Annotated in this window: 23 protein-coding genes; 21 read left to right on the top strand and 2 right to left on the bottom strand. The window is 37.8% G+C overall.

The features are described from left to right. The first annotated feature begins 275 nt into the window (after positions 1-275). The 12 genes from GHT08_RS08760 (at position 276) to GHT08_RS08705 (ending at position 11731) form a co-directional block, all read left to right on the top strand. Positions 276-1442, top strand: a complete 1167-nt coding sequence (locus GHT08_RS08760) for an acetyl-CoA C-acyltransferase (protein ID WP_163581047.1) — start codon at positions 276-278, stop codon at positions 1440-1442. After that, complete coding sequence (locus tag GHT08_RS08755; protein ID WP_163581046.1) at positions 1439-3370, top strand: acetoacetate--CoA ligase; 1932 nt, start codon at positions 1439-1441, stop codon at positions 3368-3370. Before GHT08_RS08760 ends, GHT08_RS08755 begins: the two co-directional genes overlap by 4 nt. Further along, the gene (locus GHT08_RS08750) at positions 3370-4530 is read left to right on the top strand and encodes a thiolase family protein (RefSeq protein WP_163581045.1); all 1161 of its coding nucleotides are present in this window, start codon (positions 3370-3372) and stop codon (positions 4528-4530) included. The genes GHT08_RS08755 and GHT08_RS08750 overlap by 1 nt, the downstream gene beginning before the upstream one ends. Then, on the top strand, positions 4527-4934 hold the full coding sequence (locus tag GHT08_RS08745) for a Zn-ribbon domain-containing OB-fold protein (protein WP_163581044.1): 408 nt from the start codon (positions 4527-4529) through the stop codon (positions 4932-4934). The genes GHT08_RS08750 and GHT08_RS08745 overlap by 4 nt, the downstream gene beginning before the upstream one ends. Before the next feature lie 102 nt (positions 4935-5036). Next, positions 5037-6533: a sodium:solute symporter family protein gene (locus GHT08_RS08740; protein ID WP_163581043.1), complete on the top strand. Its 1497-nt coding sequence runs from the start codon at positions 5037-5039 to the stop codon at positions 6531-6533. Between the two features lie 744 nt (positions 6534-7277). Further along, a complete protein-coding gene (locus GHT08_RS08735) occupies positions 7278-7757 on the top strand; it encodes an SRPBCC family protein (protein WP_163581042.1) in 480 nt (159 codons plus the stop codon). Between the two features lie 179 nt (positions 7758-7936). After that, complete coding sequence (locus GHT08_RS08730) at positions 7937-8392, top strand: LytTR family DNA-binding domain-containing protein (protein ID WP_163581041.1); 456 nt, start codon at positions 7937-7939, stop codon at positions 8390-8392. Beyond that, the gene (locus tag GHT08_RS08725; protein WP_163581040.1) at positions 8389-8802 is read left to right on the top strand and encodes a DUF3021 domain-containing protein; all 414 of its coding nucleotides are present in this window, start codon (positions 8389-8391) and stop codon (positions 8800-8802) included. The genes GHT08_RS08730 and GHT08_RS08725 overlap by 4 nt, the downstream gene beginning before the upstream one ends. A 27-nt stretch (positions 8803-8829) precedes the next feature. Beyond that, positions 8830-9744 carry an ABC transporter ATP-binding protein gene (locus GHT08_RS08720; protein WP_163581039.1) on the top strand — a complete coding sequence of 305 codons (915 nt, stop codon included), beginning with the start codon at positions 8830-8832 and terminating at the stop codon, positions 9742-9744. Between the two features lie 13 nt (positions 9745-9757). Further along, positions 9758-10501, top strand: a complete 744-nt coding sequence (locus tag GHT08_RS08715) for an ABC transporter permease (protein WP_163581038.1) — start codon at positions 9758-9760, stop codon at positions 10499-10501. Between the two features lie 108 nt (positions 10502-10609). Then, a complete protein-coding gene (locus GHT08_RS08710) occupies positions 10610-10951 on the top strand; it encodes an ASCH domain-containing protein (RefSeq protein WP_163581037.1) in 342 nt (113 codons plus the stop codon). A gap of 117 nt (positions 10952-11068) precedes the next feature. Beyond that, the gene (locus GHT08_RS08705; protein WP_163581036.1) at positions 11069-11731 is read left to right on the top strand and encodes a hypothetical protein; all 663 of its coding nucleotides are present in this window, start codon (positions 11069-11071) and stop codon (positions 11729-11731) included. A gap of 39 nt (positions 11732-11770) precedes the next feature. Here GHT08_RS08705 and GHT08_RS08700 read toward each other — a convergent pair whose 3' ends face one another. Then, positions 11771-11989: a hypothetical protein gene (locus tag GHT08_RS08700; RefSeq protein WP_163581035.1), complete on the bottom strand. Its 219-nt coding sequence runs from the start codon at positions 11987-11989 to the stop codon at positions 11771-11773. 121 nt (positions 11990-12110) lie between these two features. On the opposite strand from GHT08_RS08700, the gene GHT08_RS08695 reads away from it, so the two are divergent. Next, the gene (locus GHT08_RS08695; protein ID WP_163581034.1) at positions 12111-12575 is read left to right on the top strand and encodes a GNAT family N-acetyltransferase; all 465 of its coding nucleotides are present in this window, start codon (positions 12111-12113) and stop codon (positions 12573-12575) included. A 5-nt stretch (positions 12576-12580) separates the two neighbouring features. Next, positions 12581-13114: a DUF4269 domain-containing protein gene (locus GHT08_RS08690; RefSeq protein ID WP_163581033.1), complete on the top strand. Its 534-nt coding sequence runs from the start codon at positions 12581-12583 to the stop codon at positions 13112-13114. 103 nt (positions 13115-13217) lie between these two features. Here GHT08_RS08690 and GHT08_RS08685 read toward each other — a convergent pair whose 3' ends face one another. Then, on the bottom strand, positions 13218-13796 hold the full coding sequence (locus GHT08_RS08685; protein WP_163581032.1) for an NAD(P)H oxidoreductase: 579 nt from the start codon (positions 13794-13796) through the stop codon (positions 13218-13220). 120 nt (positions 13797-13916) lie between these two features. On the opposite strand from GHT08_RS08685, the gene GHT08_RS08680 reads away from it, so the two are divergent. The 7 genes from GHT08_RS08680 (at position 13917) to GHT08_RS08650 (ending at position 23655) form a co-directional block, all read left to right on the top strand. Then, positions 13917-14750, top strand: a complete 834-nt coding sequence (locus tag GHT08_RS08680; RefSeq protein ID WP_163581031.1) for a LysR family transcriptional regulator — start codon at positions 13917-13919, stop codon at positions 14748-14750. Between the two features lie 115 nt (positions 14751-14865). After that, positions 14866-15588, top strand: coding sequence for an ABC transporter ATP-binding protein (locus GHT08_RS08675; protein WP_163581030.1), 723 nt, complete (start codon positions 14866-14868; stop codon positions 15586-15588). Then, positions 15585-16610, top strand: coding sequence for an ABC transporter permease (locus GHT08_RS08670; RefSeq protein ID WP_163581029.1), 1026 nt, complete (start codon positions 15585-15587; stop codon positions 16608-16610). Before GHT08_RS08675 ends, GHT08_RS08670 begins: the two co-directional genes overlap by 4 nt. A 33-nt stretch (positions 16611-16643) precedes the next feature. Next, a complete protein-coding gene (locus tag GHT08_RS08665) occupies positions 16644-17306 on the top strand; it encodes a TetR/AcrR family transcriptional regulator (RefSeq protein WP_163581028.1) in 663 nt (220 codons plus the stop codon). A gap of 153 nt (positions 17307-17459) precedes the next feature. Beyond that, positions 17460-18923, top strand: a complete 1464-nt coding sequence (locus tag GHT08_RS08660) for a protein adenylyltransferase SelO (RefSeq protein ID WP_163581027.1) — start codon at positions 17460-17462, stop codon at positions 18921-18923. Between the two features lie 840 nt (positions 18924-19763). After that, a complete protein-coding gene (locus GHT08_RS08655) occupies positions 19764-21275 on the top strand; it encodes a glycoside hydrolase family 43 protein (RefSeq protein ID WP_163581026.1) in 1512 nt (503 codons plus the stop codon). A gap of 73 nt (positions 21276-21348) precedes the next feature. Beyond that, positions 21349-23655 (top strand): polyprenyl synthetase family protein, encoded by a 2307-nt coding sequence (locus GHT08_RS08650; RefSeq protein WP_163581025.1) that lies wholly within the window; start codon positions 21349-21351, stop codon positions 23653-23655. Positions 23656-23673: the final 18 nt, after the last annotated feature.

The following is a 23673-nucleotide window of genomic DNA, read 5'->3' as shown; positions in this document are numbered from 1 at the left end:
CAGGAGTATTCCTGAGAGATAAGAAGAGTAGTAGAGTCCTCTTTTTATCGAAGAGGGCTTTTTTATTTGTAAGGAAAGTATAAAATTTGCACAGATGTCTAGCTCCGAGCGCCCAAAAACTAGGCGACTTCACGAATCGCCCTACGATAAGTCATCATCGGTTCGTAAACTCACCGTGATTCCTTTATCTCAGTTGATTAGTTCCAGCCGCTACGTTTTTTAAGCGGGCGCTCTGCGCTTTTCTTAATTTAAAAGAAAAAGGAGTAATCACCTATATGTCAATTGTTATTTTAGATGGGATCAGGACACCTTTTGGAAAGTTTAACGGTGCCCTTGCAGATATTGATGCAGTAACGTTAGCAAGCCATCCGTTGCATTACTTAATGGAAAAACATGCTGCAATTCCTCAGATAGATGGGGTATTGTTAGCACAAGTTATTCAGGCTGGTCAAGGTCAAAACCCTGCTAGGCAAGTTGCACATCAAGCTGGACTTAATAGTAGTACACCGGCGATCACCTTAAATAATGTCTGTCTTGGAGGGGTTGCTTCTGTTATTGATGCAGTGCGCCGTACTCAATTAGAAGAAGGGTCATTTTATATTGTTGGTGGTTTTGACTCAATGTCTAATGCACCACATATTATCCCGACTCGATCGATCAAAGGTATAGGTCACCAGACGATTACTGATACGTTGCTACATGACGGGCTGTGGTGTGCATTAAGTGATCAATCGATGGGCGCACTAACAGAACAATATAATGGTGTATACAACATTAGCCGTGAAGAGCAAGATCAATTTGCAGCTCTGTCGCAACGAAGAGCAGCTACTGCCTTTGAAAAAGGGCTACTGCAGGAGGAAATTCTTCCAATCGATGGTGTGTTAGCAAATGATGAAGGTATACGCCCACAGACAACAGTTGATAAATTAGCGAATTTGAAACCTGCATTTGCAAAAGATGGAACGATTACAGCAGGTAATGCTTCGCAAATGACAGATGGAGCAAGCCTTGGAATTGTTACAACAGCAAAACAAGCTGAACAAATCGGAACAGCACCACTTGCACATATTATCGACTGGGCGGAAACGGCCGGACCTGATGCTAGTCTTCAAACAAAGCCGGCAGACGCCATTCAAAAAGTATTGAATAAACAGCAATTGGCAGTAGAAGATATTGAACTCTTTGAAATAAACGAGGCGTTTGCTAGTGTTGTGATCGCCAGCTGTAAAGCGTTAAATATTGGATATGACAAAGTAAACGTCAATGGTGGAGCAATTGCAATTGGGCATCCGCTTGGAGGTACTGGTTTCCGCTTAGTTTTAACATTAGCACATGAATTGAAACGACGTGGTGGTGGTAAAGGAATAGCTTCCCTATGTGGCGGTGGTGGCCAAGGAATAGCCATTCTTATTGAAGTACCAAAGAAAGAGGGAAAACAATGAATACTCAAAGAATAGATAAGAAGAGTCAGATATTATGGGAACCTGCAGAAAAAGATATGGAACAATCACATCTTCAAGCTTTTGCAAAATCTGTTAATCAGGCACTTTTTCCTTATGAAAGATTACACCGTTGGTCGATCACTAATATTGGAGATTTCTGGTCTGGTGTCTGGGATTATGCCGGTATTATCGGCGAAAAAGGGGAAAGATTCTATCTCCAGGGTGAATCAATGGCTGATGCTGTTTTTTTTCCTGATGCTCAATTAAACTTTGCGGAGAATCTACTAAAAGGTAAAGCTAATCAAATTGCTGCCTATCAAGCAGATGAAACAGGTGTAACAGCTAAGATTACTTATCATGACTTACGTATACAAGTTGCAAAGGCACAGTATGGATTAAAACAATTAGGCGTGAAAAAAGGAGATCGTGTAGCGGGGATTACTACTAATAATATAGAAGGATTAGTCGCTTTACTTGCTGCGACATCACTTGGAGCAGTTTGGACCTCATGTTCACCAGATTTTGGTGCGAAAGGAATTATCGATCGAATTGGCCAAGTGCAACCGAAAGTTCTAATCGCCAATCTAACATATCAGTATAAACAAAAACCTTTTGATATTTCGGATAAAGTACAAGAAACAATCAGACAGATTGCTAGTATTAATCACGTTATAACAATTGCAGGAGAACTACCTAACTCAATCACTTGGTCTTCTTTACTCGATAACGATGCAGAGAAACCGCAATTTGAAAGAATTGGATTCCGTGATCCCCTATATATCCTTTATACATCTGGTACGACAGGACTGCCAAAGGCAATTGTTCATTCTGTAGGAGGTACGTTGTTACAACACGTGAAAGAACACCAATTGCATTGTGATGTACATGAAGAAGATGTACTGTTCTGGTATTCCAACACAGCATGGATGATGTATCCATGGCTCGTATCAGGTTTGGCGAGTAATGCTTCTGTTTTGTTATATGATGGTGCTCCGGTACTTCCAGACAATCCAACACATTTATGGGATATTGCGGAAGAAATCGGACTGACACATTTTGGTACGAGTCCCAAGTATTTAGATTCATTAATGAAAGCAGATGTTGTGTTGAAAGATCAGTATCCATTAACTTCCTTAAAGAGTATTCTTTCCTGTGGTGCACCACTAGTAGCTGAACAATATGATTGGGTATATGAAACGATAAAAGAAGACCTTTACTTAGCATCTATTTCAGGAGGTACAGAGATTATTGGATGTTTTGTCATGGGGTCTCCAGTTCATCCAGTATTCCGCGGAGAGATTAGTTGTAAAGCATTAGGGATGGCGATGGAAGTGTTAGATGACCGCAATGCACCTGTCTATGGCCAAAAGGGAGATCTCGTCTGTACACAGCCTTTCCCAAGCATGCCACTAACATTTTATGGTGAGAAGGGTGATGAGCGTTATCGTCATAATTATTTTGCTGAACGACCAGGTATTTGGACACACGGAGATTTTGCTGAACAAACTATTGACCAATCGTTTATCATCTATGGTCGTGCAGATACTGTGCTAAATCCGGGTGGTGTGAGAATAGGGACTGCAGAGATTTATAGTGTGGTAGAACAAATCGAAGAAGTTAAAGATTCGATCGTATTTGGTTTACCATGTGAAAATGATGAAGAGATTGTACTATGTGTTGTAACTGATCTGTTAACAAAAGATCTAGCCAAGCACATTCGACAACAAATACGAGAAAAAGCATCACCACGCCATGTTCCAAGACGAATTTATCAGGTGAATGATATACCATACACAGTCAACGGTAAGAAAGTCGAAGGTGCTGCAAAAACAGAAGCAATTGGTAATGAAGTCAAAAACAAAGCTTCTATTAGTAATCCTGAATGTCTACAAGAATTAACAGATATAAAAAAGAAGGAGTGCTACTAATGGTGAAACGACCGAAAGGTGCAATTATCGGTATCGGTGAACTAAAGCCAGTACGGTACTCTGAAGGAAAAACAACTTTAAGCTTAATAGCGGAATCTGTTCAGCTTGCATTAGCAGATGCTGGTCTAACGAAAGACGAAATCGATGGATTGTTGGTAGGACCACAAGTAGGTGAAACACCACAACACGTACCTGCAACAGTTTCAGAATATTTAGGCATTTCTCCGATTATGTCTAACACTGTTGATCTAGGCGGAGCAACTGGTGCGGGAATGATTTGGCGTGCAGCTGCGGCGATTGAAGCAGGAATGTGTGAAACAGTCGTTTGTGTACTAGCTAATAAAAATGAAAAAGGACAAGTACCGCGCTCACCGAACCGTAATCCCATTCGTGAATTTGATGTTCCGTTTGGTGCTTCAGGCGCAAATACTTCCTATGCATTGTTAAAAAGAGAGCATATGGAAGTGTATGGATCCAAACAAGAAGATTTTGCGAGAATTGCGTATTGGTCTAGAAAAAATGCACTAAAAAATCCGAAAGCAATTTTTTATGATAAGCCAGTTGAGTTAGATGATATTTTGCAATCTCCCATTATATCGGATCCATTAAGACTGTTAGAGATTGTTATGCCATGTGCGGGTGGAGCAGCCGTGATTGTTACCTCAGAGGAAAAAGCAAAGCAAGCAAAGAAGAAGCCGGTCTATTTAAAAGGAGCAGGGGAAAAAATCACCCATCGTGCGGTTAGTCAAGCCCCGGCAATTGATCACTTACCTTTTGCATATTCGATTCCACAAGCCCTAGAACAGGCGGAGATTAACGGAAAAGATCTGGATTTGTTATCACTTTATGATTGTTACACAAGTGTTGTAGCGGTGCAGCTAGAAAGCATCGGGATATGTAGGCAAGGTGAGTTCGGTGATTTTGTCCGAAATCATACTTTTGGTCATGATGGCGATTATCCTCTCAATACACATGGTGGTCAACTAGGGTTTGGTCAAGCCGATCTAGCTGGAGGAATGTCACATATTATTGAAGCGGTCATGCAATTACGTGGTGAAGGTGAAGACCGACAAATTGCTGGTGCTAAACATGCACTTGTAACAGGAAATGGAGCGACATTAAGTGAAACAACTGCTTTAGTGTTAGGAGGAGAGCAATGACAAATATATCATTTCCGGAACCGCCGATTACAGCAGTGAGTAAGCCTTTCTGGGATAAGATTAATGAAAAACAATTTTATCTGCAACAATGTGAGGAGTGTAAACAATGGGTTTTCTATCCACGTGCCCATTGTCCAAATTGTTTTAGCTCAAAGCTAACGTGGAAAGAAGCCTCGGGACAAGGTAAGTTAAAATCTTGGAGTATTGTCCATCGAGCTGGACATCCTGCTTGGCAGGAACGTACACCATATGCGGTAGGGGTTGTCCAATTAGCCGAGGGACCATCGTTGCTCACGCATTTGCTAATCAATGAACAGGAATTACGTTATCAGTTACCTGTAGAAATATCCTTTCAGCAATTAAATGAACGGTTATTACCATTTTTTCAAAAGAAAGGGGATTAAGCGATGATTTATACGTATCTCATTTTAGTTGTCGTGTTTTGGATTATCGGACTAACGATCTGGAGCAAGTTTTATAAAAATAATTAAGGGTGGTATTATGGCATGTTAACAGAATCTAGTTTACTTCTTTGGACTGTTATTATATTATTAATTGCTTATTTTGGTGTTGTTACTTGGATTGGAAAAAAAGGAAGTGCTCATAGTAAATCGATGAATGGCTTTGCGACAGCGCGAGGGAAGGTTAGTCCTTGGCTTGTAGGAGCAAGTTTTGCAGCATCATATTCTAGTGCGAATCTGTTTATTGGAGTGCCTGGATTAGCCTATCAACACGGTACATCGGTTCTATGGTATACACTAGGATGTTTTGGTGTTTCATGGGTTGGTCTATTAATTTTTGCTAAAACATTTTGGCGTTATGGTAAGAAATTCGGGCGAGTTTCTACTGTGCCTGAGTGGTTAGGACGTCGCTATAATTCGAAAACGTTACAAGTCATTGTCTCGCTTTTGATATTATTTAATGTATATTACATTGTTGGTCAAAATGTTGGACTTGCTACCATTTTTGAAACAGTAATTGGTATTCCTTATTTCTGGGGAATCATTATAGGGGTAACGATTACCATTTTATATATTGGTCTAGGTGGAGCCTTCGCCCAGATGATTACAGATGGTATACAGGGGCTATTTATGGCTGTAGCTTCGATTTTAATTTTTATTTCATTTTTTTGGACAATCGGCGGTGGTATCAATGTATTTGGGGAGTTAACGAAGCAACTGAATGCAGTAGATCCCAATCTAACCACTTTTGTGGGCGTTGACGGTCCCTATAATAGTGTCTTAGCAATTATGGCTGTACAATTTTTATTATTCAGTTTTATCCTAATGCCACACTTGTTGAACAAAATTTTATCCATTGAAACAGAGGAAGAACTTGCACCATTCACCTTATCATCAGGAATTGTGTTGTTTGTCATTTCCACTTTAATGGTGCTGGGTGGTTTAGCTGCACGGGTACTTTTCCCGACATTAAATAGTGCAGATTCAGCGATTCCAATGTATGTAATCGAATCATTCCCTAGTATTATTGCTGCGATTATGATTGTAGGGATTATTTCAGCAATCCTCTCCAGTACAGATAGCTTATACTTAGGTGTAACAACTAGTATTGGAAATGATTTTTACAAAGTATTGGCGCCAGTATTTAAAAAGAATATAAGCCAGGCGAAATTAGATGCACAATCAGTAAATGTCGCAAAAGGATCGCTTGTTTTAGTAGGACTCTTATCATTATATATTTCCTTAGATCGTCCGGATTCCTTGTCGATATTAATTCAATTCAGCTTTTCCGCGATCATTTCAGGAATATTAGCACCTATAACATTAGGTTACTTCTGGAAAAAAGCAACAAACTATGGTGCGATTGCAGCAGTCATCACAGGTGCATCGTTATATGTAGTCTTTACACAATTTAATGTCATTGAAAATATTTATCTAGCAATGTTCTTTGCTTCCTTAGCTTCATTTGTCGTAATGGGTGTTATCGGTCTGCTAACAGCTACGAAAGAACATGAAGAATTAGTATTAAAGAAAATAAGCTGAAACATAGTTGAGAAGAGCTGACATTGAAGTCAGCTCTTTTTAAATTTATAAGGAGTATATAATAAGTGAGTGTTATTATATCATAAGTGGTCATTTTGAAGTGATGTGTAGACGGAAAGCATCGCTCCGGCTGCCCGCTTCCCTTTCCGTGGGGTTTTACCTTCAGCTAACTTTTCCAAGCAAAAACCGCTTGAAAAAGTGGATCTTCAGGTAAAACAGTTCCCACAGGAGTTGAAGCGGGCTGCCTCCGCTATAAAGCAGCTCTACAACGTATGTGACAGCTAACTTTTTGAAGTTGTATACAATGTGAAATAAAAGACGTAATGTCCGTACGTTAAAACAATGTAGAACGTTATCTAGCGTAGGCGTCCACTTCGACTCCTGTGGGATCAGCGTGATCTGAAGATCCACTTTTGTAAAGCAATTTTCTTTACAAAAGTTAGCTGAAGACACGCCCCACGGAAAGCGAAGTGGGCAAGCCGTAGCGGTATTATTCATGTCAAAATAACTACTTTGGACAGGACCGGGTGGGCTTTCTCGTTTTTTCTTGTGTTCTTTCCATTGGATGATGTAAATATGATATTATGGAAATGCATTCATAAGTTTACGATCAACTTCGAGCGAAACACTATCAACTTTTGGAATTTACGATCAACTTCGCACGAAATACTATCAACTTTTAAGAATCTACTATCAACTCCTGACAGCATGCTCAAATTTAATGGATAAAGGTGGGGAAAACAGATGACCAATCATTTAACGGTAACATTAACAATGACAAAAGCTTTTGATGTGGAAGCAGACAAAGTATACGCCGCTTGGATTGAACCGGAATTAATGAAAAAATGGCTATTTACAATGGAAATGACTAACAAAGTGGCTAAGAGTGATGCCAAAGAAGGCGGTAGATGGGAAATTGTTGATCACCGTGATGGCAAGGATTATCGAGCAATTGGTGAGTACCGCGTTTTAGATAAACCGAATAAACTTGTAAAAACTTTCGAAATGCCACAGTTTAGTGATACCGTAGATGTTTTAACTGTTTCCTTTGAATCAACAACGTCTGGATGTAATATGACCTTTGTCCAGAAGATAGTCGTCCCCCATGAAGAAGGATGGACACAAGTAGATATCGACAAGGCATGTAAAGAATATCATGATGGCTCACAAGATGGTTGGGAAATGATGTTTGATGGACTTAAACAATTAGTGGAAAACGGCTAGATTAGCTATCCTTAATAACAACTGTGCGACTGATAGACTTATTCATCAGTCGTTTTTTATATTACAAAAAACATCTTATTCATGCAAAATTACATGTTATGTATTTTTACATACTTCTAATGAGATAATTTGCCAAAAAAGAAGTGAAGTACATCATAATACAAAAAGGGGGGAAACCATTGAAGGTAAAAATCGATATTGATCCCAAATATGATGATGAGTGTCAAATTACGATTTCTGCGAAGGAGTGGACGAAAGAAATTGAAGAATTGGTTCAACTATTAAAAAAGAAGCAACCGAAGCGGATTGTAGCAGTACAGGAAGAGCGATCAATCGTACTAAATCCTGAGGAGATTGATTTCTTTTTTGCTCGAGATCGAAAAGTGTTTGCCTCTATTAAGGGAGAATGGATGGAGTTGAAAATGAAATTATATGAAGTGGAAGAAATGTTGAGTAATACTGGCTTTATCCGTTTTTCTAAATCTGTTATTGGCAATATAAATCAAATCGATCGCTTTGAACTATCGTTTAATGGTACGTTGTGTGTTTACTTTAAGTCTGGCAGTAAGGAATATGTGAGCAGGAAATATGTCAATGATTTAAAAAAACAGATTATGGAAGGAGGAGACAAATGATTGTTGAAGGACTTAAAAGAATATTACTCGGTGTTGCGATAGGAAGTCTGATAACCTTTGTAGTACTTTCCTTCCTAGTTATGCTAGACATTAATTCAACGATACAAGAAATATGGAAACACTGGTCTGCAAGCATGGCACTCGGTGTTTATTACAGTTTAGCTTCTGTCATATTCGAGCTAGAAAGATGGAGTATTTTGAAACAGACAGTAATTCATTTGTCTTTGACTACTCTCGTTTTTTTCCCAATAGCTATTTTGGCGGGGTGGATTCCTTTTAACCTGTTAGCAATGATCTTAGGGTTAGGAATATTTTTAACGTTATATTTCATTTTTTGGATTGGTGCCTATTTCTACTATAAAAACATGGAAAGAGTCATGAATGAACGGATAGATCGAGAAAGTAATTGATAATATTTTTGCAGAGGAGATGTCTAGATGATTGATGTGCGAGGTGTTAGTAAATCTTATGGTTCTGTTCAAGCATTGAATGACATACAGTTTCAAATTGATGAAGGAAGTTGCTTTGGTTTAGTTGGTCCAAATGGTGCAGGGAAATCAACTTTTATGAAAATATTGGTTGGGGTATTGCAAAAGTTTGATGGAGATATTCATGTTTTTAACAAGTCTGTGAAACAGAACCGGCTAGCGGTTAAGGACTTTATCGGATATGTACCTCAAGACATTTGCTTAGAGGAATTATTAACGGCTAAGGACAATTTAATGTATTTTGGCAGGCTGTATGGTTTATCAGGCGAACAATTGCGTAACCGAATTCGCACAGTGTTGGAACAAATTGGATTAAGTGATAAGGCAAATCAAAAAATAACAGAGTTCTCTGGAGGCATGAAACGCCGTTTAAATATCGGATGTGCCATTCTTCATGAACCATCTGTAGTAGTGTTAGATGAACCCACCGTAGGAATTGATCCACAATCAAGACATTCTATTTTTACCCTTATTCAACAATTAAAAGAGATGGGAAGTACCATTATTTATTCTAGTCACTATATGGAAGAAGTGGAGCAAATCTGTAATAGTGTTGGCTTTATTGATAAAGGAAAATTAGTGGAACATGGCACTATGAAGCATGTGTTGAATAAACATCGCAGTGCATCTATTTTTGTTTCAACTGATGGAATTGACAAAGAGGAATTATCTTTATATGGCGATATCATTGAGAAGAAAACTGGATTCACTGTGAACTGTGATGATCCGCTTTTGACAATGGGAAAAATGATTGAACAATTTCGGCAAAGTGGAATTAACCCGGAGCGATTGGAATTGAGTCAGGCAAGATTAGAAGATATTTTCTTTTATTTAACAGGTACCCAATTAAGGGATAATGGATAGGAGTGGATGGTATATGTGGGCAATTACGATAGTCGAATTGAAAAAGAAGCTACAAGATAAAGGAATTTGGTTCTGGACTTTTATATTGCCAATTATTTTTATCGTAGGTTTTATTACGATATTTTCTGGTATGAATGAAATGGAACCAGAGCAATTAGTGACACAAATAGTGCCGGGCTATATTATTATGTTCACTTTCTTTATTATGATTTCGATGGTGATTACCTTTATAAAAGATCGAGATAGTGGAATGGTCGCTCGAGTTGCTAGTACACCTTTACCATTAAATCGTTTTCTTGTTGGAAAATGGTTGCCATTTTTGATCATTGTGATCCTTCAAATTGTCGTATTAATGTTATTTGGAGTACTTGTATATGACTTACCTCTAGGTGATCCACTTGCATTAACGTTGATATCTCTTATACTCGCATTTCTTGCTACTAGTTGGGGAATGGCCATGTCATTACTAGTCAATACCGAAAATATGGGCATTGCCCTAACACAAGTGATTGCATTAGGAGGAGCAATGCTTGGTGGACTATGGATGCCGCTTGAAATTATGCCAAATTCGATGCAATTGATAGCGAAATTCCTTCCACAGTATTGGGCTTTGGAAGGTTTCCAGTCTATTTTGCAGGATGGTGGTCATGTAATGGATATATGGTTATCTTTATTGATCTTGTTAGGATTTGGTATGATAGGCTGTGTAATATCTGTCTTTAGCTATCCTCGTTTTCTAAGGCAATCAAGAAGCTAAAGCCAAATGTTCAACATTTTGTAATATTTCCAAACCCAGATATGAAAAATATTTGTGGTAAGCTATTGTAGAAGATACAATAGAAATGAAAGGTAAGGTGCTGAATATATGAAAGAAAATAGTACGCCATTACCACCGAAAACTTGCAGCATTGACCGTTTGGTTACATTACCGGAAGATGTGGAAAAAGTATTAAATGGTATCAAGACCGCAACAAGACGTAATGGCCGTTATGCAGATATCGGTGAAACAATGGAGTTAAAAGATAAGAAATTTCGAATAGATAATGTATATAAACAAAAACTTGGTGAATTGACAGATGAAGATGCTAACAGAGAAGGATATGACAGTTTATCGGCTTATAAAGAGGCGATATTGGCGATCCATCCAGGCATGCCCTGGCTTCCTGAAATGGAAGTATGGGTCCATGAATTCAGTGCTCAAGGATAAAAGACTTCAAATTGGAGTCTTTTTATTTTTCAAGCGAATACGATATTGTTATCAGCTCCTGTGCATGTAGAAAAAAGAATAACATACACTATAAAAAACGTTTAGGAGCGAACCTTAGTGGATTTCTATTTGTATATTCTTATCACACTGTCTTATATTGTTTTATTAGTAGTAGGCTTAATTAAAAAAAGAGGAAAAAATATAAGGAGTCTTACTTTCTTTCTATATGTAGTCATAGCAGGTTTAATCGTTGACAATGCCATTATTGCCTTTGGAAAATTTATTGGAACAGGTTCCTTCTTGGAAAAACTCCATCTCCTTCGCTATTGGATACATGCTATCGTTACACCGACACTTATTCTGTTTTGTTTGGGTGTATTAAGAAAATTAGGTAAAAAGGGATTTCACTCTGTAAGAGCAATTAGGATTACGCTTACTTTCACAGGTGTTTTAATACTAATCGAAATCATGACAGTGGTAGCAAATATCGAGCTAAAGCCTGTTTCAGAATATGGTATTCTGCATTATGTTGCTCAAACAGAGATAGAAGGATCACATTTAATGATAATTTGTGTTAGTGTAATTCTTCTTGTTACAGGGTTCGTCCTTTATCGTAATACCAAATGGAAATGGATGCTTGCAGGTGCAATTATAATGGGAATCGGTAGTGCACTACCAATTGAGGTTGAAAGTACAGCCTTTACAAATGCTTTGGAGCTACTACTGATGATCAGTTTAGTGGCAACAGATATTACTTTTTCAAAAAAAGAAAACACCTAATCCACTTCCCTTGTGAATAAGGCGTTTCGCTACTCACAGTTACTCTACATTAACCCGTAAAACAATGTTGCTATGATTAAGAGACCATACGGAATCTTTTATTTTCAGGTTTTTCTCAAATCGTTCAATCCAAACCTGATTTGCTTGAAATAAAGCTGTTATCTGAGCATTATTCAAGACCGCCTCTTCTATATCTTCGTTCTTCTGATTCAGAAATACTACCTGAATCGTATCACCATTCTGATAAGCTGTACGCATGATCAATCTCCTCCTTTTTTTCTATCATATACGTTGTCGAAGGCATAAATGTTTCATATCTTAACCCTTTATTGGAAAAGTTGTTATACTAAATTATAATAATTGAAAAATGGTGATCATAATGAAAATAAGAAAATTAAGATTAGATGAAACGATACCGATGAAATTATTACTATTAGCAGACCCTTCTCCCTCTATCATTAAAGCATATCTAGATCGAGGAGCATGCTATGTTGCTGAGATAGAAAATAAAATAATAGGTGCCTATGTCCTGCTTCCAACAAGGCCTCATACAGTTGAACTGGTTAACATTGCTGTTGCAGAAGATCACCAAGGAAAAGGAATAGGAAAAAAATTAGTTTTAGATGCTATCCAAAATGCGAAAAAGCACGGATATAAGATAATAGAAGTCGGCACAGGCAATTCTAGTATTAGTCAGCTCGCATTATACCAAAAGTGCGGCTTTCAAATGGTTGGGATTGATAAGGATTTTTTTATCAAACATTATCAAGAGAAAATCTATGAAAATGGTATTCAATGTCGCGATATGATACGTTTATCGCAGGATTTAGAGGGACAGGTATAAATATCATGTATAGAAGACTTGATTATTTAAAAAGAGGAAATCAAATACAACAGCATGCCTATCACACCCTAACAGAATTAGAGGTAATGCAGGACCTAAAGATATATCATCCTGTTCTCTGCGGTACGATTCCAATAGATATTGCGATTGCAGAATCTGATTTGGATATTATCATGGAAGTGTATAATCTCACAGAGTTTAAGCGAACACTCGAATCTTTATACAAACATTTAGATGGCTTCAAAATAAAAACAACGAATATAAGAAATCTGCCGGTGGTTAAAGCAAATTTTTTCTTTAAAGGATTTGAGTGTGAATTGTTCGGTCAACCACAACCTGTAGAGCAACAAAATGCCTATCTCCATATGCTTATAGAAAGTAAGTTATTGAAAGAAACTCCCAATTTGAAAGAAGAGGTTATATTGCTCAAAGAACAAGGTTATAAAACCGAACCTGCTTTTTGCAAAATGATAGGTTTACCAGGATCAGACCCATATGAAGAACTTTTAAATTATGGCAGAGAACGAGGATGGATATGAAAATGAGAATATTATAAAAGTGGCCATTAAATGATGAAAAGTGGCCATAAAACATCAAAAAGTGGCCAATAAACAAAAGGAGCTTCAGTGATAAGCTCCCATCTCATGATGTTTCTCCATATCTCAGCCCTAGTTCATAAGTCTTTTTCAGCCACTGATCCATATATTCAGGCTTTTCTTTAATTGTTTCATACAATAATTCGAATCTGGAAGTTCCAATCCCACAATAATCTGCTAATGCTACATTAAAATAGTGCGTGATCATTTGATCATATTTCCTTTTGGTAAACCTTTCTACAGGTGCTCCGGCAAGGATTAACCATAGTACATGTTGATGGGGTAATTTACCCGGTCCATAGGCAAAACTGTAATTCCATACTCTGTCAATGTAGCCTTTTAACAATGCTGGCATGCTCCACCACCAAAGTGGAAAAACGAATGCTAATCCATCGTATTGCTTCAATCTATCCATTTCCTGATGTACTCTTTCTGAAAACTGCTGTTGATCTGCTCCCCAGTCAGGTTCATCCACTTCTTTTAAAACTGGGTCAAAATCACTTCGGTATAAATCGAGAACATCTACTTCATGTCCAGCATCCTGCAATCCTTCCATCATACGATTAGCAACAGTGAAGGTTAATGAGTCTTGACGGGGGTGGGTTACAATCGTTAACACTTTCATAATGATCTCTCCTCTTGTTCTTTTCTATATTTCATTATATAGTTGTTTTATAGTTCAGTAAAATTGATATTTCTGATAAAATAATTCAGCAAAAATGATATAAAGGGAGGGGTGGACAGAGTGGAATTGAGACATCTCATTACATTTAAAACAATCGTTGATGCTGGTGGGTTTAAAAAGGCTTCAGACCAACTAGGCTATGCTCAATCTTCCGTAACGGCACACATCAAGGAATTAGAAGAAGAATTAGAAAAGCCTTTATTTGATCGAATGGGTAGAAAGACAATATTAACGCAAGCAGGTCATGATTTTTATCCATATGCACTGGAGATTATCGACCTCTATGCAAAATCAAAAGCCGTTGTCAGTGAAGGAGAGGAGCCATCAGGTCGATTAACCATTGGTGCTAGTGAATCTTTAATGGTCCATTGGCTTCCAGAACTATTAATGGAATTCACGGAGAAATACCCGAAAGTTGAATTAGTCTTAAAATCACTTCAGTATGAAAATATTACCGCACAGTTAAAAAGTGGAGACATAGATATTGCTATCCTTGTTGAACTACCAGGTTGGAAAGTAAGTGAATTACACATTAATCAAATTAGTGAGGAAAGCCTTAGTTTGATTAAAAGTAAAAATAAAAGTGAAAAGCAAGAGCGGATGCTGATAACAGAATACCAGTGTAGTTGGCGACCGATTATTGAAGATTATATCAAAAAAACGGATACGTCTATTTCTAAGATAGAATTACCTAGTTTGGAGGCCATCAAAAAATTAGTAATCTGTAGCCTTGGTGTGTCGATGCTTCCGTATTTTGTGGTCAAAGAAGAACTTCATAATGACCAACTAGAGGAGATAAAAAGTATTAGTCAATTAGGTGTTTATACAGCTATTCATAAAGATAAGTGGCTATCGAAGAACATGAAAGCTTTCCTCCATTCTTTAAAAAGCTAGGGAGCGGAAGGTTCTAATTCCTATTCCTTACAATTAGAACTTTACTGCTTCGATTTTTTATGTTTAAATGTAAGTGAGTAATCACTCATTTTAAAAGACTAGGAGGAGTTCGTGTATGTCCAAAATACTTGAAATGAACGAGATAGCTCTTTCTTTTGGTAAAGAGAAGGTATTGAAGGATATTAATTTATCAGTAGATAGCGGAGAGATATTTGGTTTGTTAGGTCCTTCTGGGGCAGGGAAAACAACTCTGGTAAAGGTCATTGTAGGGATTCTTGAAGCCACGAAAGGATCAGTTTTGGTACAAGGAAAGAAGATGCCATCCCTTGAATTAATGAAATCGATTGGTTATATGTCTCAGTCAGATGCTTTATACCAGGAGCTATCCGCAAAAGAAAATTTAGCTTTTTTTGCTACTCTTTATGGTTTGAAAAAGAAAGAACGTGAAGAAGTCATTAACAAAGCTGCAAATATTGTAAACTTATCTAAAGAGTTAAATAAAGAAGTACGTCATTACTCAGGTGGAATGAAAAGAAGGCTGTCGTTAGCAGCTTCACTGATGCATTCGCCCGGATTGTTAATTTTGGATGAACCTACAGTAGGGATAGATCCGCTACTGCGACAATCAATTTGGGAAGAATTTCACAAACTAAAAGAAAGTGGTATTACGATTATTGTCACTACACATGTAATGGATGAGGCTGATAAATGTGATAGGCTCGCTATGTTACGTGATGGATCGATTATTGCGTGTGATACTCCTGAGAAGTTAAAAGCGGAGCAAGGTGTTGAATCGATTGAAGCAGCATTTTTAGCATATGGAGGTGGCGCACAATGAATGTTATGGCGGTAGTGAAACGAATAGCTCAACAGTTTATACGTGATAAACGGTCATTAGCGCTATTGGTCATTGCACCTATACTCGTAATTACTCTTATTTGGCTTGTACTCGATGGTAACGAGTACGATCCAGAAATTGCTATTGATGATTTACCGGCACCGTTAGAGGAATCATTACAAGAAGAATCTGTCAATAATCTCAAGGAAATGCCAGAGGAAGAAGCTAAGCAAGAATTACAGCTAAGTAATATGGATGCCTTTTTAACGACCAAGGACGATGCATTATATATTCTGTTAGAGGGCAGTGACGCAACTGCCAATAGTGCTACCTTACAGACGATTCAAGCAGCGATTCAGATGATGAACAATGGGGAAGAGCAAGAACCTGTTATTGAATACTATTACGGTTCTGATCAACTTAACCTCTTTGATCAGGTTGGCTCTGTATTGATCGGCTTTTTCATTTTCTTCTTTGTTTTCATCATAGGTGGTATTTCTTTTTTACGAGAGCGGACACAAGGCACGTTAGAAAAATTATTATCAACGCCCATTAAAAGATGGGAAATAGTCTTTGGTTATTTAATCGGATTCGGGATCTTCACTATTCTTCAGGCACTAATCATCGCGAGCTATTCTGTGTATGTGCTGGATATTTATATGGCCGGAGATTTTTGGCAGCTACTACTAGTAACTTTTTTATTGGCAATTACTGCTTTGAGTTTGGCAACATTACTATCCGCCTTTGCTAATAATGAATTTCAAATGATGCAGTTTATTCCATTGGTCATTATTCCGCAAGTCTTCTTTTCAGGGATGTTTCCATTGGAGTCACTTGCCGAATGGTTACAGATTCTCAGTAAATTAATGCCACTGACGTATGGAGCGAATGCGATGCAGGCGATCATGCTCAAAGGACAGAACATTTGGGACGTCTGGCAAGATATTGTCATTGTTTTCGGTTTTGCTGCTATTTTTATTGTGCTTAATATTTTTGCATTGAAGAAGCATCGTAGGTTATAACTGTATTAGAAAGAAAATCTAGAGGTGAGAATGATGGGACAGCTTGATAAAGAATTGCTACAAGAATTATTAAATGTATCTGATAAAGAATTAACACCAAAACAGACACAAATTGTGCAAGCGGCAATTGAAATATTTTCAGAAAAGGGCTTTGCTGCTGCTTCCACCAGTGAGATAGCGAAACGAGCAGGTGTAGCAGAAGGAACGATCTTCCGCCATTATAAAACAAAAAAAGATTTACTAATTTCGATTGTCTTGCCTGTTATTTCTAAATTTGCTGTTCCATTTTTAGCAGAGCAATTTCTTAATGAAATTTTTGAAGGGGAAGAGTTTAAAGAAATGGACCAGTTTCTCCGTAAAGTGATTTATAATCGTTATGAATTTGTTCGTAAAAATACAGCATTACTAAAAATACTATTGCAAGAGATGTTTTATCATTCGGAAATTCAAGATACCTTTAAGCAAATATACATGGAAAAGATTGCACCGAAATATCGAAATGCCATGAAACGTTTATTAACAAAAGAACAGTTTGAAACTATTCCGACAGAAACGATTTTCCGTCTAACAATAAGTACAGTTTTAGGTTATTTATTAGCGCGATTCATCATTGTACCTGATTATGATTGGGATGATGAAAGAGAGATAGAATATACGATTCAATTTATCAAAAATGGGATAAAAGGGTTAGGATAAGTTCCAATTGCATTGCGATGAATAAGAAAGGAGAATGCAACTCATATTAATACAAGAGCTACTTGTGTTATGCTAGATGTAGCATTCTCCGGTAATCCGGTATGTAATGACGTAAGTGAATGAGATAGTCGATATCTCATGAAAGGAGATAGTATGACGGTAACAACAAATGAAGGTTGGAATTTAGATAATAGTTATCAACGTTTACCCGGTATTTTTTATTCCCGTGTTCAACCGACACCAGTAGATGATCCGGAAATCGGAATGTTTAATCGTGATTTAGCAACTGAGCTTGGTTTAGATACAGAGAGCATGGAAGATAGTGCTGATCTTTTTTCTGGCAATCGACTGCCAGAAGGTGCACTTCCGATTGCACAAGCATATGCAGGTCATCAGTTTGGCCATTTTACCATGCTTGGTGATGGAAGAGCGGTCTTACTCGGTGAACATATCACTCCTGATGGACAAAGAGTAGATATTCAACTCAAAGGTTCAGGAAAGACACCGTATTCCCGTGGAGGTGACGGTCGGGCTGCATTAGGACCGATGTTACGTGAATATTTAATTAGTGAGGCAATGTACGGCTTGAAGATTCCGACAAACCGAAGTTTAGCAGTTGTAACGACAGGAGAGTCTGTCGAACGTGAAGTTGCATTTCCTGGGGCTATCTTAACCAGAGTAGCAAATAGCCATCTTCGTGTCGGAACATTTCAGTATGCCAGACAATGGGGAGAAAAGGAAGATCTGCAAAAACTCGCAGATTATGCAATAGACCGTCACTACCCAGAAATAAAAAACGATGAAAATAAATACTTATCTTTTCTTAAAGCGGTGATCAAGAACCAAGCGGCACTGATTGCAAAATGGCAATTAGTAGGTTTTATTCATGGTGTCATGAATACCGATAATGTGACGATAAGTGGAGAGACGATTGATTACGGTCCTTGTGCGTTTATGGATACGTATGATAAAAGAACGGTCTTTAGCTCCATAGATGTTCGTGGACGTTATGCTTACGGCAATCAGCCAGATATTGGCGGTTGGGATTTATCTCGTTTTGCCGAAGCGATCTTGATATTATTGGATGACGATGAAAATAAAGCGCTTGAAGCAGCACAGGATGCAATGAAAGAATACTTGCATTTATATGAAAAAAATTGGCTTGCAGGAATGAGAAAGAAATTAGGCTTATTTGACGAAGAAGAGGAAGACCTAGCATTAATTCATCGTTTGTTAGACTTGATGGAACAGCATCAGGCAGATTTTACAAACACCTTTCGTTCGTTAACATTAGATCAATTCGATAAAACGGTGAGACTTTTCCAAGCAAACGGCTTTGACAAATGGTATGATAAGTGGCAAGCGCGATTAGCACGACAGAACGAAACAACTGATCAAGCACGACAATTAATGAAAGAAAATAATCCGTCTATTATTCCGAGGAATTATCTGGTTGAAGAAGCTTTGGAAAAAGCGGTAAGTGCAGAGGATTACAGTGTAATGGAAAAATTATTGAAGGCATTATCAAATCCTTACGCCTACTCCGAAGAACAGGAAGAATATGCTGTTTTACCACCAAAGCCAGATGAACCATATCAGACATTTTGTGGAACTTAATAACACTTAGGGCTGCTATTAGAAGGCAGTCCTTTTTTGCTTGTAAGGAAAGTATATAAAAATTGGTATCACAATTTTTATAAGCAAGTAGGATAGGAAAAGGTGAGTCATCACGTATATTTTAAGAAGCAGCCAATAGCTATACATATGGAGCTGCCATTTTGAAAGCTAGTTAGTGCAAGTCAACCGCTACGGCTGATCGTTTCGCTTTCCAAGGGGCATGCTCTTCAGCTAACTTTTGCAGGAGTATAGACTTCTGCAAAAGTGGATCCTTCAGGTCATGCTAACGCTAAAGGAGTCGAAACGGTTGCCTTCGCTATCCTTTTTCTACAACGAATAATAGAAAAAGGATATTGAGTTTTATAAAATTTATTAGTAATTTCCTATGCCATACCTTGCACTTTCACAGGGATAACAACTCCAATTGCCAGATCTGACAAATGTTGTAGCATATGTATAAAGCGAAGGCCGCCCACTTTCACTCCTGTGGGAATCGTTTGGCCTGAAGATCCACTTTTTCGAGCGGTTTTGGCTCGACAAAGTTAGCTGAAGGACTAACCCCACGGAAAGGGAAGTGGGCAGCCGGAGTGGTGGTCAAGCAGTTGATATTATTCCATAATGGCCACTAGAGAAAGCGTAAATCTTGACCATCTAGTAATAAGGACCGAGCGAATTTTACTCAGTTTTTCTTATATGAATGAAGTATTCTAAAAACCGTAAGAGAAGATGAAGATAATACATGAGTTAGATAATCAGTAATTGATTAATCGATCTGTTTTTGAAATAATAGTTTGTATTAGGCGGATAATTGAAATGTTAAGTTCAGGGGAGGGCATTTAAATGAGTATTATAGTAACTAATCCAATCTTCTGGTCAGATGTACCTGATGTCGATGTAATTAGAGTAGAGTCTACTTTCTATATGGTAAGTACAAGTATGCATTCGATGCCAGGTTGCCCAATTATGAAATCGCATAACTTAAGAGATTGGGAGATTGTCTCTTATGTATATGATAGCTTAGAAGCTAATCGGGCACATCAATTAAAAGATGAAAAAGGGATCTATGGTCAAGGCCAATGGGCAACAAGTTTACGTTATCATAATGATACATATTATCTTTGTTTTTCAAGCAATGATATGAATCAATTCTACGTTTATCAAACAAAGGATATCGAAAATGGTCCATGGACTCGATCGGTGATTGATGGTATTTATCATGACCCAGCATTACTGTTTGATCAAGACAGAGTTTTTGTTATTTATGGATGCGGTGACATTCGTATTACGGAACTAACTGCAGATCTCACAGCCGTAAAACCGGATGGAGTCGATCGCTTATTACTCGAAACACCGAAAGAAAATATCGGGCTACGTTGTGAAGGTTGTCATGCCTATCAATTAAACGGTGAATTTTATTTACTTTTTATCGAATGGCCGTCCGATGGTAATCAGCGGAGAAGGCAGGTTTGCTATCGCTCCACAGAATTATTGGGAAAGTATGAGCGAAAGGTTATTCTCGATGATGATATGGGCTATCGCAATAAAGGAATTGCTCAAGGTGCGATCTTTGATACACCAAATAAGGAATGGTACGCGATGTTGTTTCAAGATCATGATGCTGTCGGGAGAATTCCATATATCCTACCTGTAGAGTGGGAACAGGGCTGGCCGATGATCGGTATTGATGGGAAAGCACCTGAAAAGCTTGAAATAAATCTTCCTGCTGATGACCCTAAACCATTAGTAATTAGTGATGATTTTGAATATGGAAAAAATGAATTAGCGTTAAATTGGCAATGGAATCACAATCCAGATCCTTGCTATTGGTCAGTTACGGAAAGGTCGGGTTATTTACGACTTACAACAGGACATTTGACAACAAGTGTTTTAACTGCACCAAATACATTGACACAACGAACAGAAGGACCGGCATGTAGTGGTACTATTTTGCTTGATGCATCCAACATGAAGATAGGAGATTTTGCAGGGTTAATCGCGCTTCAGAGCAATTTCGGTACAGTTGGCATCAAACGAAAGGAAAATGGTGAATATGCTGTGGTGATGACAATAAACGATGGAAATGATCAGGAAAAAGTAGTGGAAGAAAAAACGTTTACTAACGAGCAAATCTACTTAAAAATGATATTTAATTTTGTTGATAGTGTTGATGAAGTAACCTTCCATTATTCTGCTGATGGACAAGACTGGCAGCCAATCGGAAAGACCCTTCAAATGAAATATACATTAGACCATTTCATGGGATATCGAATGGGGATATTCAACTACGCTACCAAGGAAACTGGTGGTTATGTAGATATCGATTATTTTCACTATGCTAAAAAAGAAAAATAACCGACATGTTTCATCCATTTCCTTCATAAAATGATATACTACAAATAACTAATATGATAAGGAATGGACATATATGCTAGATCATCACTTTCAAAAAAATGAAAAGAAAGCACATACTTATTTTCAAGCCTTAGTGCAACAGTTAGAGGACCCACAGTTTACGGCAACATTAAAAGCAGATTTGCAGGACTATCAAGAAAAGAAAAAATCATCTTTCTGGAATTATGACAACATAGCAATAAAAGAAGACCAACAATTCCTTCAACAACTAGCGAAAAAAGGAATGCTTAATGATTATTTACATCGAAGTATTTCCTATATCTATTTACGTGATTTAGGGAGAGATATTTCCTCGGACAAAGTGCAACAAAGAATCGCAGCTGTAACCGAGGATGTGAGAACGTATTTACAGCATCACTCGAATCAAGAATGGTTCAGCTTGGCGAAGCTTTACCGACTAGCTGAAAAGGAGTCATTAGAAGCAACCTTTTTCTGGCTGATTGAGAAACTAAAGCATGTGTCTTCACTCATTCCAGAAGGATTGGATAAAGTGCATGCACAACGAAAATTAATCAAAATAATAGCTGGTGTCTTAATGCATGAAATAGAAGAATTACAAGAGGAAACATCTCAGCAAGTTAGGACCATGCGTTTGGATAAAGCAGTCCGGATTGGCTATTGTTATGGTCTAACCTATCCATTTATTGACGACTTATTGGATGCACCTATATTATCGAATCAAGAGCAGGGGCAGTTTGCCTCTCTTATTCGACACACGCTACGAACTGGGGAGATTATCCCTTTTACAGCATGGGATGGGGATAACTGTGAGATTGTTGAACCAATTTACCGTGAATTAACTAATGCCTTTCGATATTTGGAGAACAATCAGTCGCCAGATAACCTTGATAATTTTTATCAACATGCTTATTTGTTTTTTCATGCCCAGGAAATAGATCGCAATAAACGGTTAGATAATCCTGATTATACGAATGAAGAATTATATATCCCGCTTATTTTGAAATCTTCTTCATCGCGAATGATTGTGCGCTCGTTTCAAACCTTTTCAGCGAATGATCAGGTGGAAGAGCATATGTTTTATTACGGTATTTACAATCAGTTAGCAGATGATTTAGCTGATATAGATCAGGATATGTCAATGGGGAGTGTAACACCATATACGTATTTTATTAAATACCGTGATAAACGGCCTGATTTAATTAATCCTTTTGCCATGTATTGGTCAGTTATCTCTTATTTAATTCATCATGTCTATCAAAATGATGAAAAAACGCGAGAGATCATATTAGATCGAGTGACGAATGGATTGAAACGATTACGAAAACGTCTCGGCAAGCAGCAATACAGAGAATTGTTGCAGACATTTTCTATCAGTCCATCTTTTATTTCCTTTTTGGAAAAGATGGTAGAGCGAACGAAGAATGTTGCTTTCTTTGATAAACTACTCCGTGACAAAATGGTAGCAACAATCGATCAGCAGGATAAAGAGAAAGTGAAATTCCAACGAACATTGGAAAGTGCACGTCATGCCATCAATCAATTCTTAACGATTGAACCTAAAGAACAACATGCTATCATTGATGCTGCGAATTACAGTTTACAAGGGGATGGCAAACGATTAAGGCCTATTATGACTTGGGTGATGGCAACAGAGGGGTTTGGCTTGGCAGGGAAGGATGTTATTCCATTATTGAAAGCTATTGAATATATGCATACTGCCTCGTTAATTTTCGATGATCTTCCTTCACAGGATAATGCACCAATACGTAGGGGAAGACCAACCGTACATGAGAAATATAGTAGTGCTGTAGCAGAGTTAACCGCCTTATGGATGACGCAAAAAGCGGTACAGGAACAGACGAAGTTACGAAGATATGATGCAGACAAAATTTTAGATTTGATAGCATATTCAACACAGCTGACACAAGACATGTGTCAAGGGCAGTTCATGGACCTGGAAGCGAAAGGAAAGCAATTGTCTATTGAGGAATTAACGGAACTCTCTTTATATAAGACCGGGATCGGATTTGAAGCAGCGTTAATGATGCCAGCCATCGTTGCTGGTGCCAAACATGAAGTAATAGAGTCGATTAAGCAATTTACCCATCATGCGGGAATTGCCTTTCAGATTAAAGACGATTTGTTAGATCTTGAAGGAGACTCAACTGTTTTAGGAAAGCAAGCAGGAATCGACCGACAAAATAATAGCTCTACTTTCGTCACAGTGTTAGGTGAGAAACAAGCTAAGAAAGAAATGTGGAAACACTATTGTGATGCAGTAGAAGCTTTGGAAAAATTCCCAGATAACACTGCATTTTTTAAGCAACTTATGCACTATATTGTTCAGCGACAAAAATAAGAGATTTCATGAAAAAGT

It is taken from the genome of Gracilibacillus saliphilus (assembly GCF_010994085.1).
Lineage (GTDB): Bacteria > Bacillota > Bacilli > Bacillales > Amphibacillaceae > Gracilibacillus > Gracilibacillus lacisalsi.
Note: the sequence above shows the minus strand (reverse complement) of the source record. Positions and strands in the feature narration are given on the sequence as shown.

Coding starts and splice junctions, on each gene's coding strand:
- GHT08_RS08685 (WP_163581032.1), bottom strand. CDS start 13,796: ATGAAAGTGTTAACGATTGTAACCCACCCCCGTCAAGACTCATTAACC.
- GHT08_RS08675 (WP_163581030.1), top strand. CDS start 14,866: ATGTCCAAAATACTTGAAATGAACGAGATAGCTCTTTCTTTTGGTAAA.
- GHT08_RS08665 (WP_163581028.1), top strand. CDS start 16,644: ATGGGACAGCTTGATAAAGAATTGCTACAAGAATTATTAAATGTATCT.
- GHT08_RS08760 (WP_163581047.1), top strand. CDS start 276: ATGTCAATTGTTATTTTAGATGGGATCAGGACACCTTTTGGAAAGTTT.
- GHT08_RS08690 (WP_163581033.1), top strand. CDS start 12,581: ATGTATAGAAGACTTGATTATTTAAAAAGAGGAAATCAAATACAACAG.
- GHT08_RS08650 (WP_163581025.1), top strand. CDS start 21,349: ATGCTAGATCATCACTTTCAAAAAAATGAAAAGAAAGCACATACTTAT.
- GHT08_RS08715 (WP_163581038.1), top strand. CDS start 9,758: ATGTGGGCAATTACGATAGTCGAATTGAAAAAGAAGCTACAAGATAAA.
- GHT08_RS08725 (WP_163581040.1), top strand. CDS start 8,389: ATGATTGTTGAAGGACTTAAAAGAATATTACTCGGTGTTGCGATAGGA.
- GHT08_RS08670 (WP_163581029.1), top strand. CDS start 15,585: ATGAATGTTATGGCGGTAGTGAAACGAATAGCTCAACAGTTTATACGT.
- GHT08_RS08655 (WP_163581026.1), top strand. CDS start 19,764: ATGAGTATTATAGTAACTAATCCAATCTTCTGGTCAGATGTACCTGAT.
- GHT08_RS08720 (WP_163581039.1), top strand. CDS start 8,830: ATGATTGATGTGCGAGGTGTTAGTAAATCTTATGGTTCTGTTCAAGCA.
- GHT08_RS08700 (WP_163581035.1), bottom strand. CDS start 11,989: ATGCGTACAGCTTATCAGAATGGTGATACGATTCAGGTAGTATTTCTG.
- GHT08_RS08710 (WP_163581037.1), top strand. CDS start 10,610: ATGAAAGAAAATAGTACGCCATTACCACCGAAAACTTGCAGCATTGAC.
- GHT08_RS08750 (WP_163581045.1), top strand. CDS start 3,370: ATGGTGAAACGACCGAAAGGTGCAATTATCGGTATCGGTGAACTAAAG.
- GHT08_RS08695 (WP_163581034.1), top strand. CDS start 12,111: ATGAAAATAAGAAAATTAAGATTAGATGAAACGATACCGATGAAATTA.
- GHT08_RS08755 (WP_163581046.1), top strand. CDS start 1,439: ATGAATACTCAAAGAATAGATAAGAAGAGTCAGATATTATGGGAACCT.
- GHT08_RS08735 (WP_163581042.1), top strand. CDS start 7,278: ATGACCAATCATTTAACGGTAACATTAACAATGACAAAAGCTTTTGAT.
- GHT08_RS08660 (WP_163581027.1), top strand. CDS start 17,460: ATGACGGTAACAACAAATGAAGGTTGGAATTTAGATAATAGTTATCAA.
- GHT08_RS08740 (WP_163581043.1), top strand. CDS start 5,037: ATGTTAACAGAATCTAGTTTACTTCTTTGGACTGTTATTATATTATTA.
- GHT08_RS08745 (WP_163581044.1), top strand. CDS start 4,527: ATGACAAATATATCATTTCCGGAACCGCCGATTACAGCAGTGAGTAAG.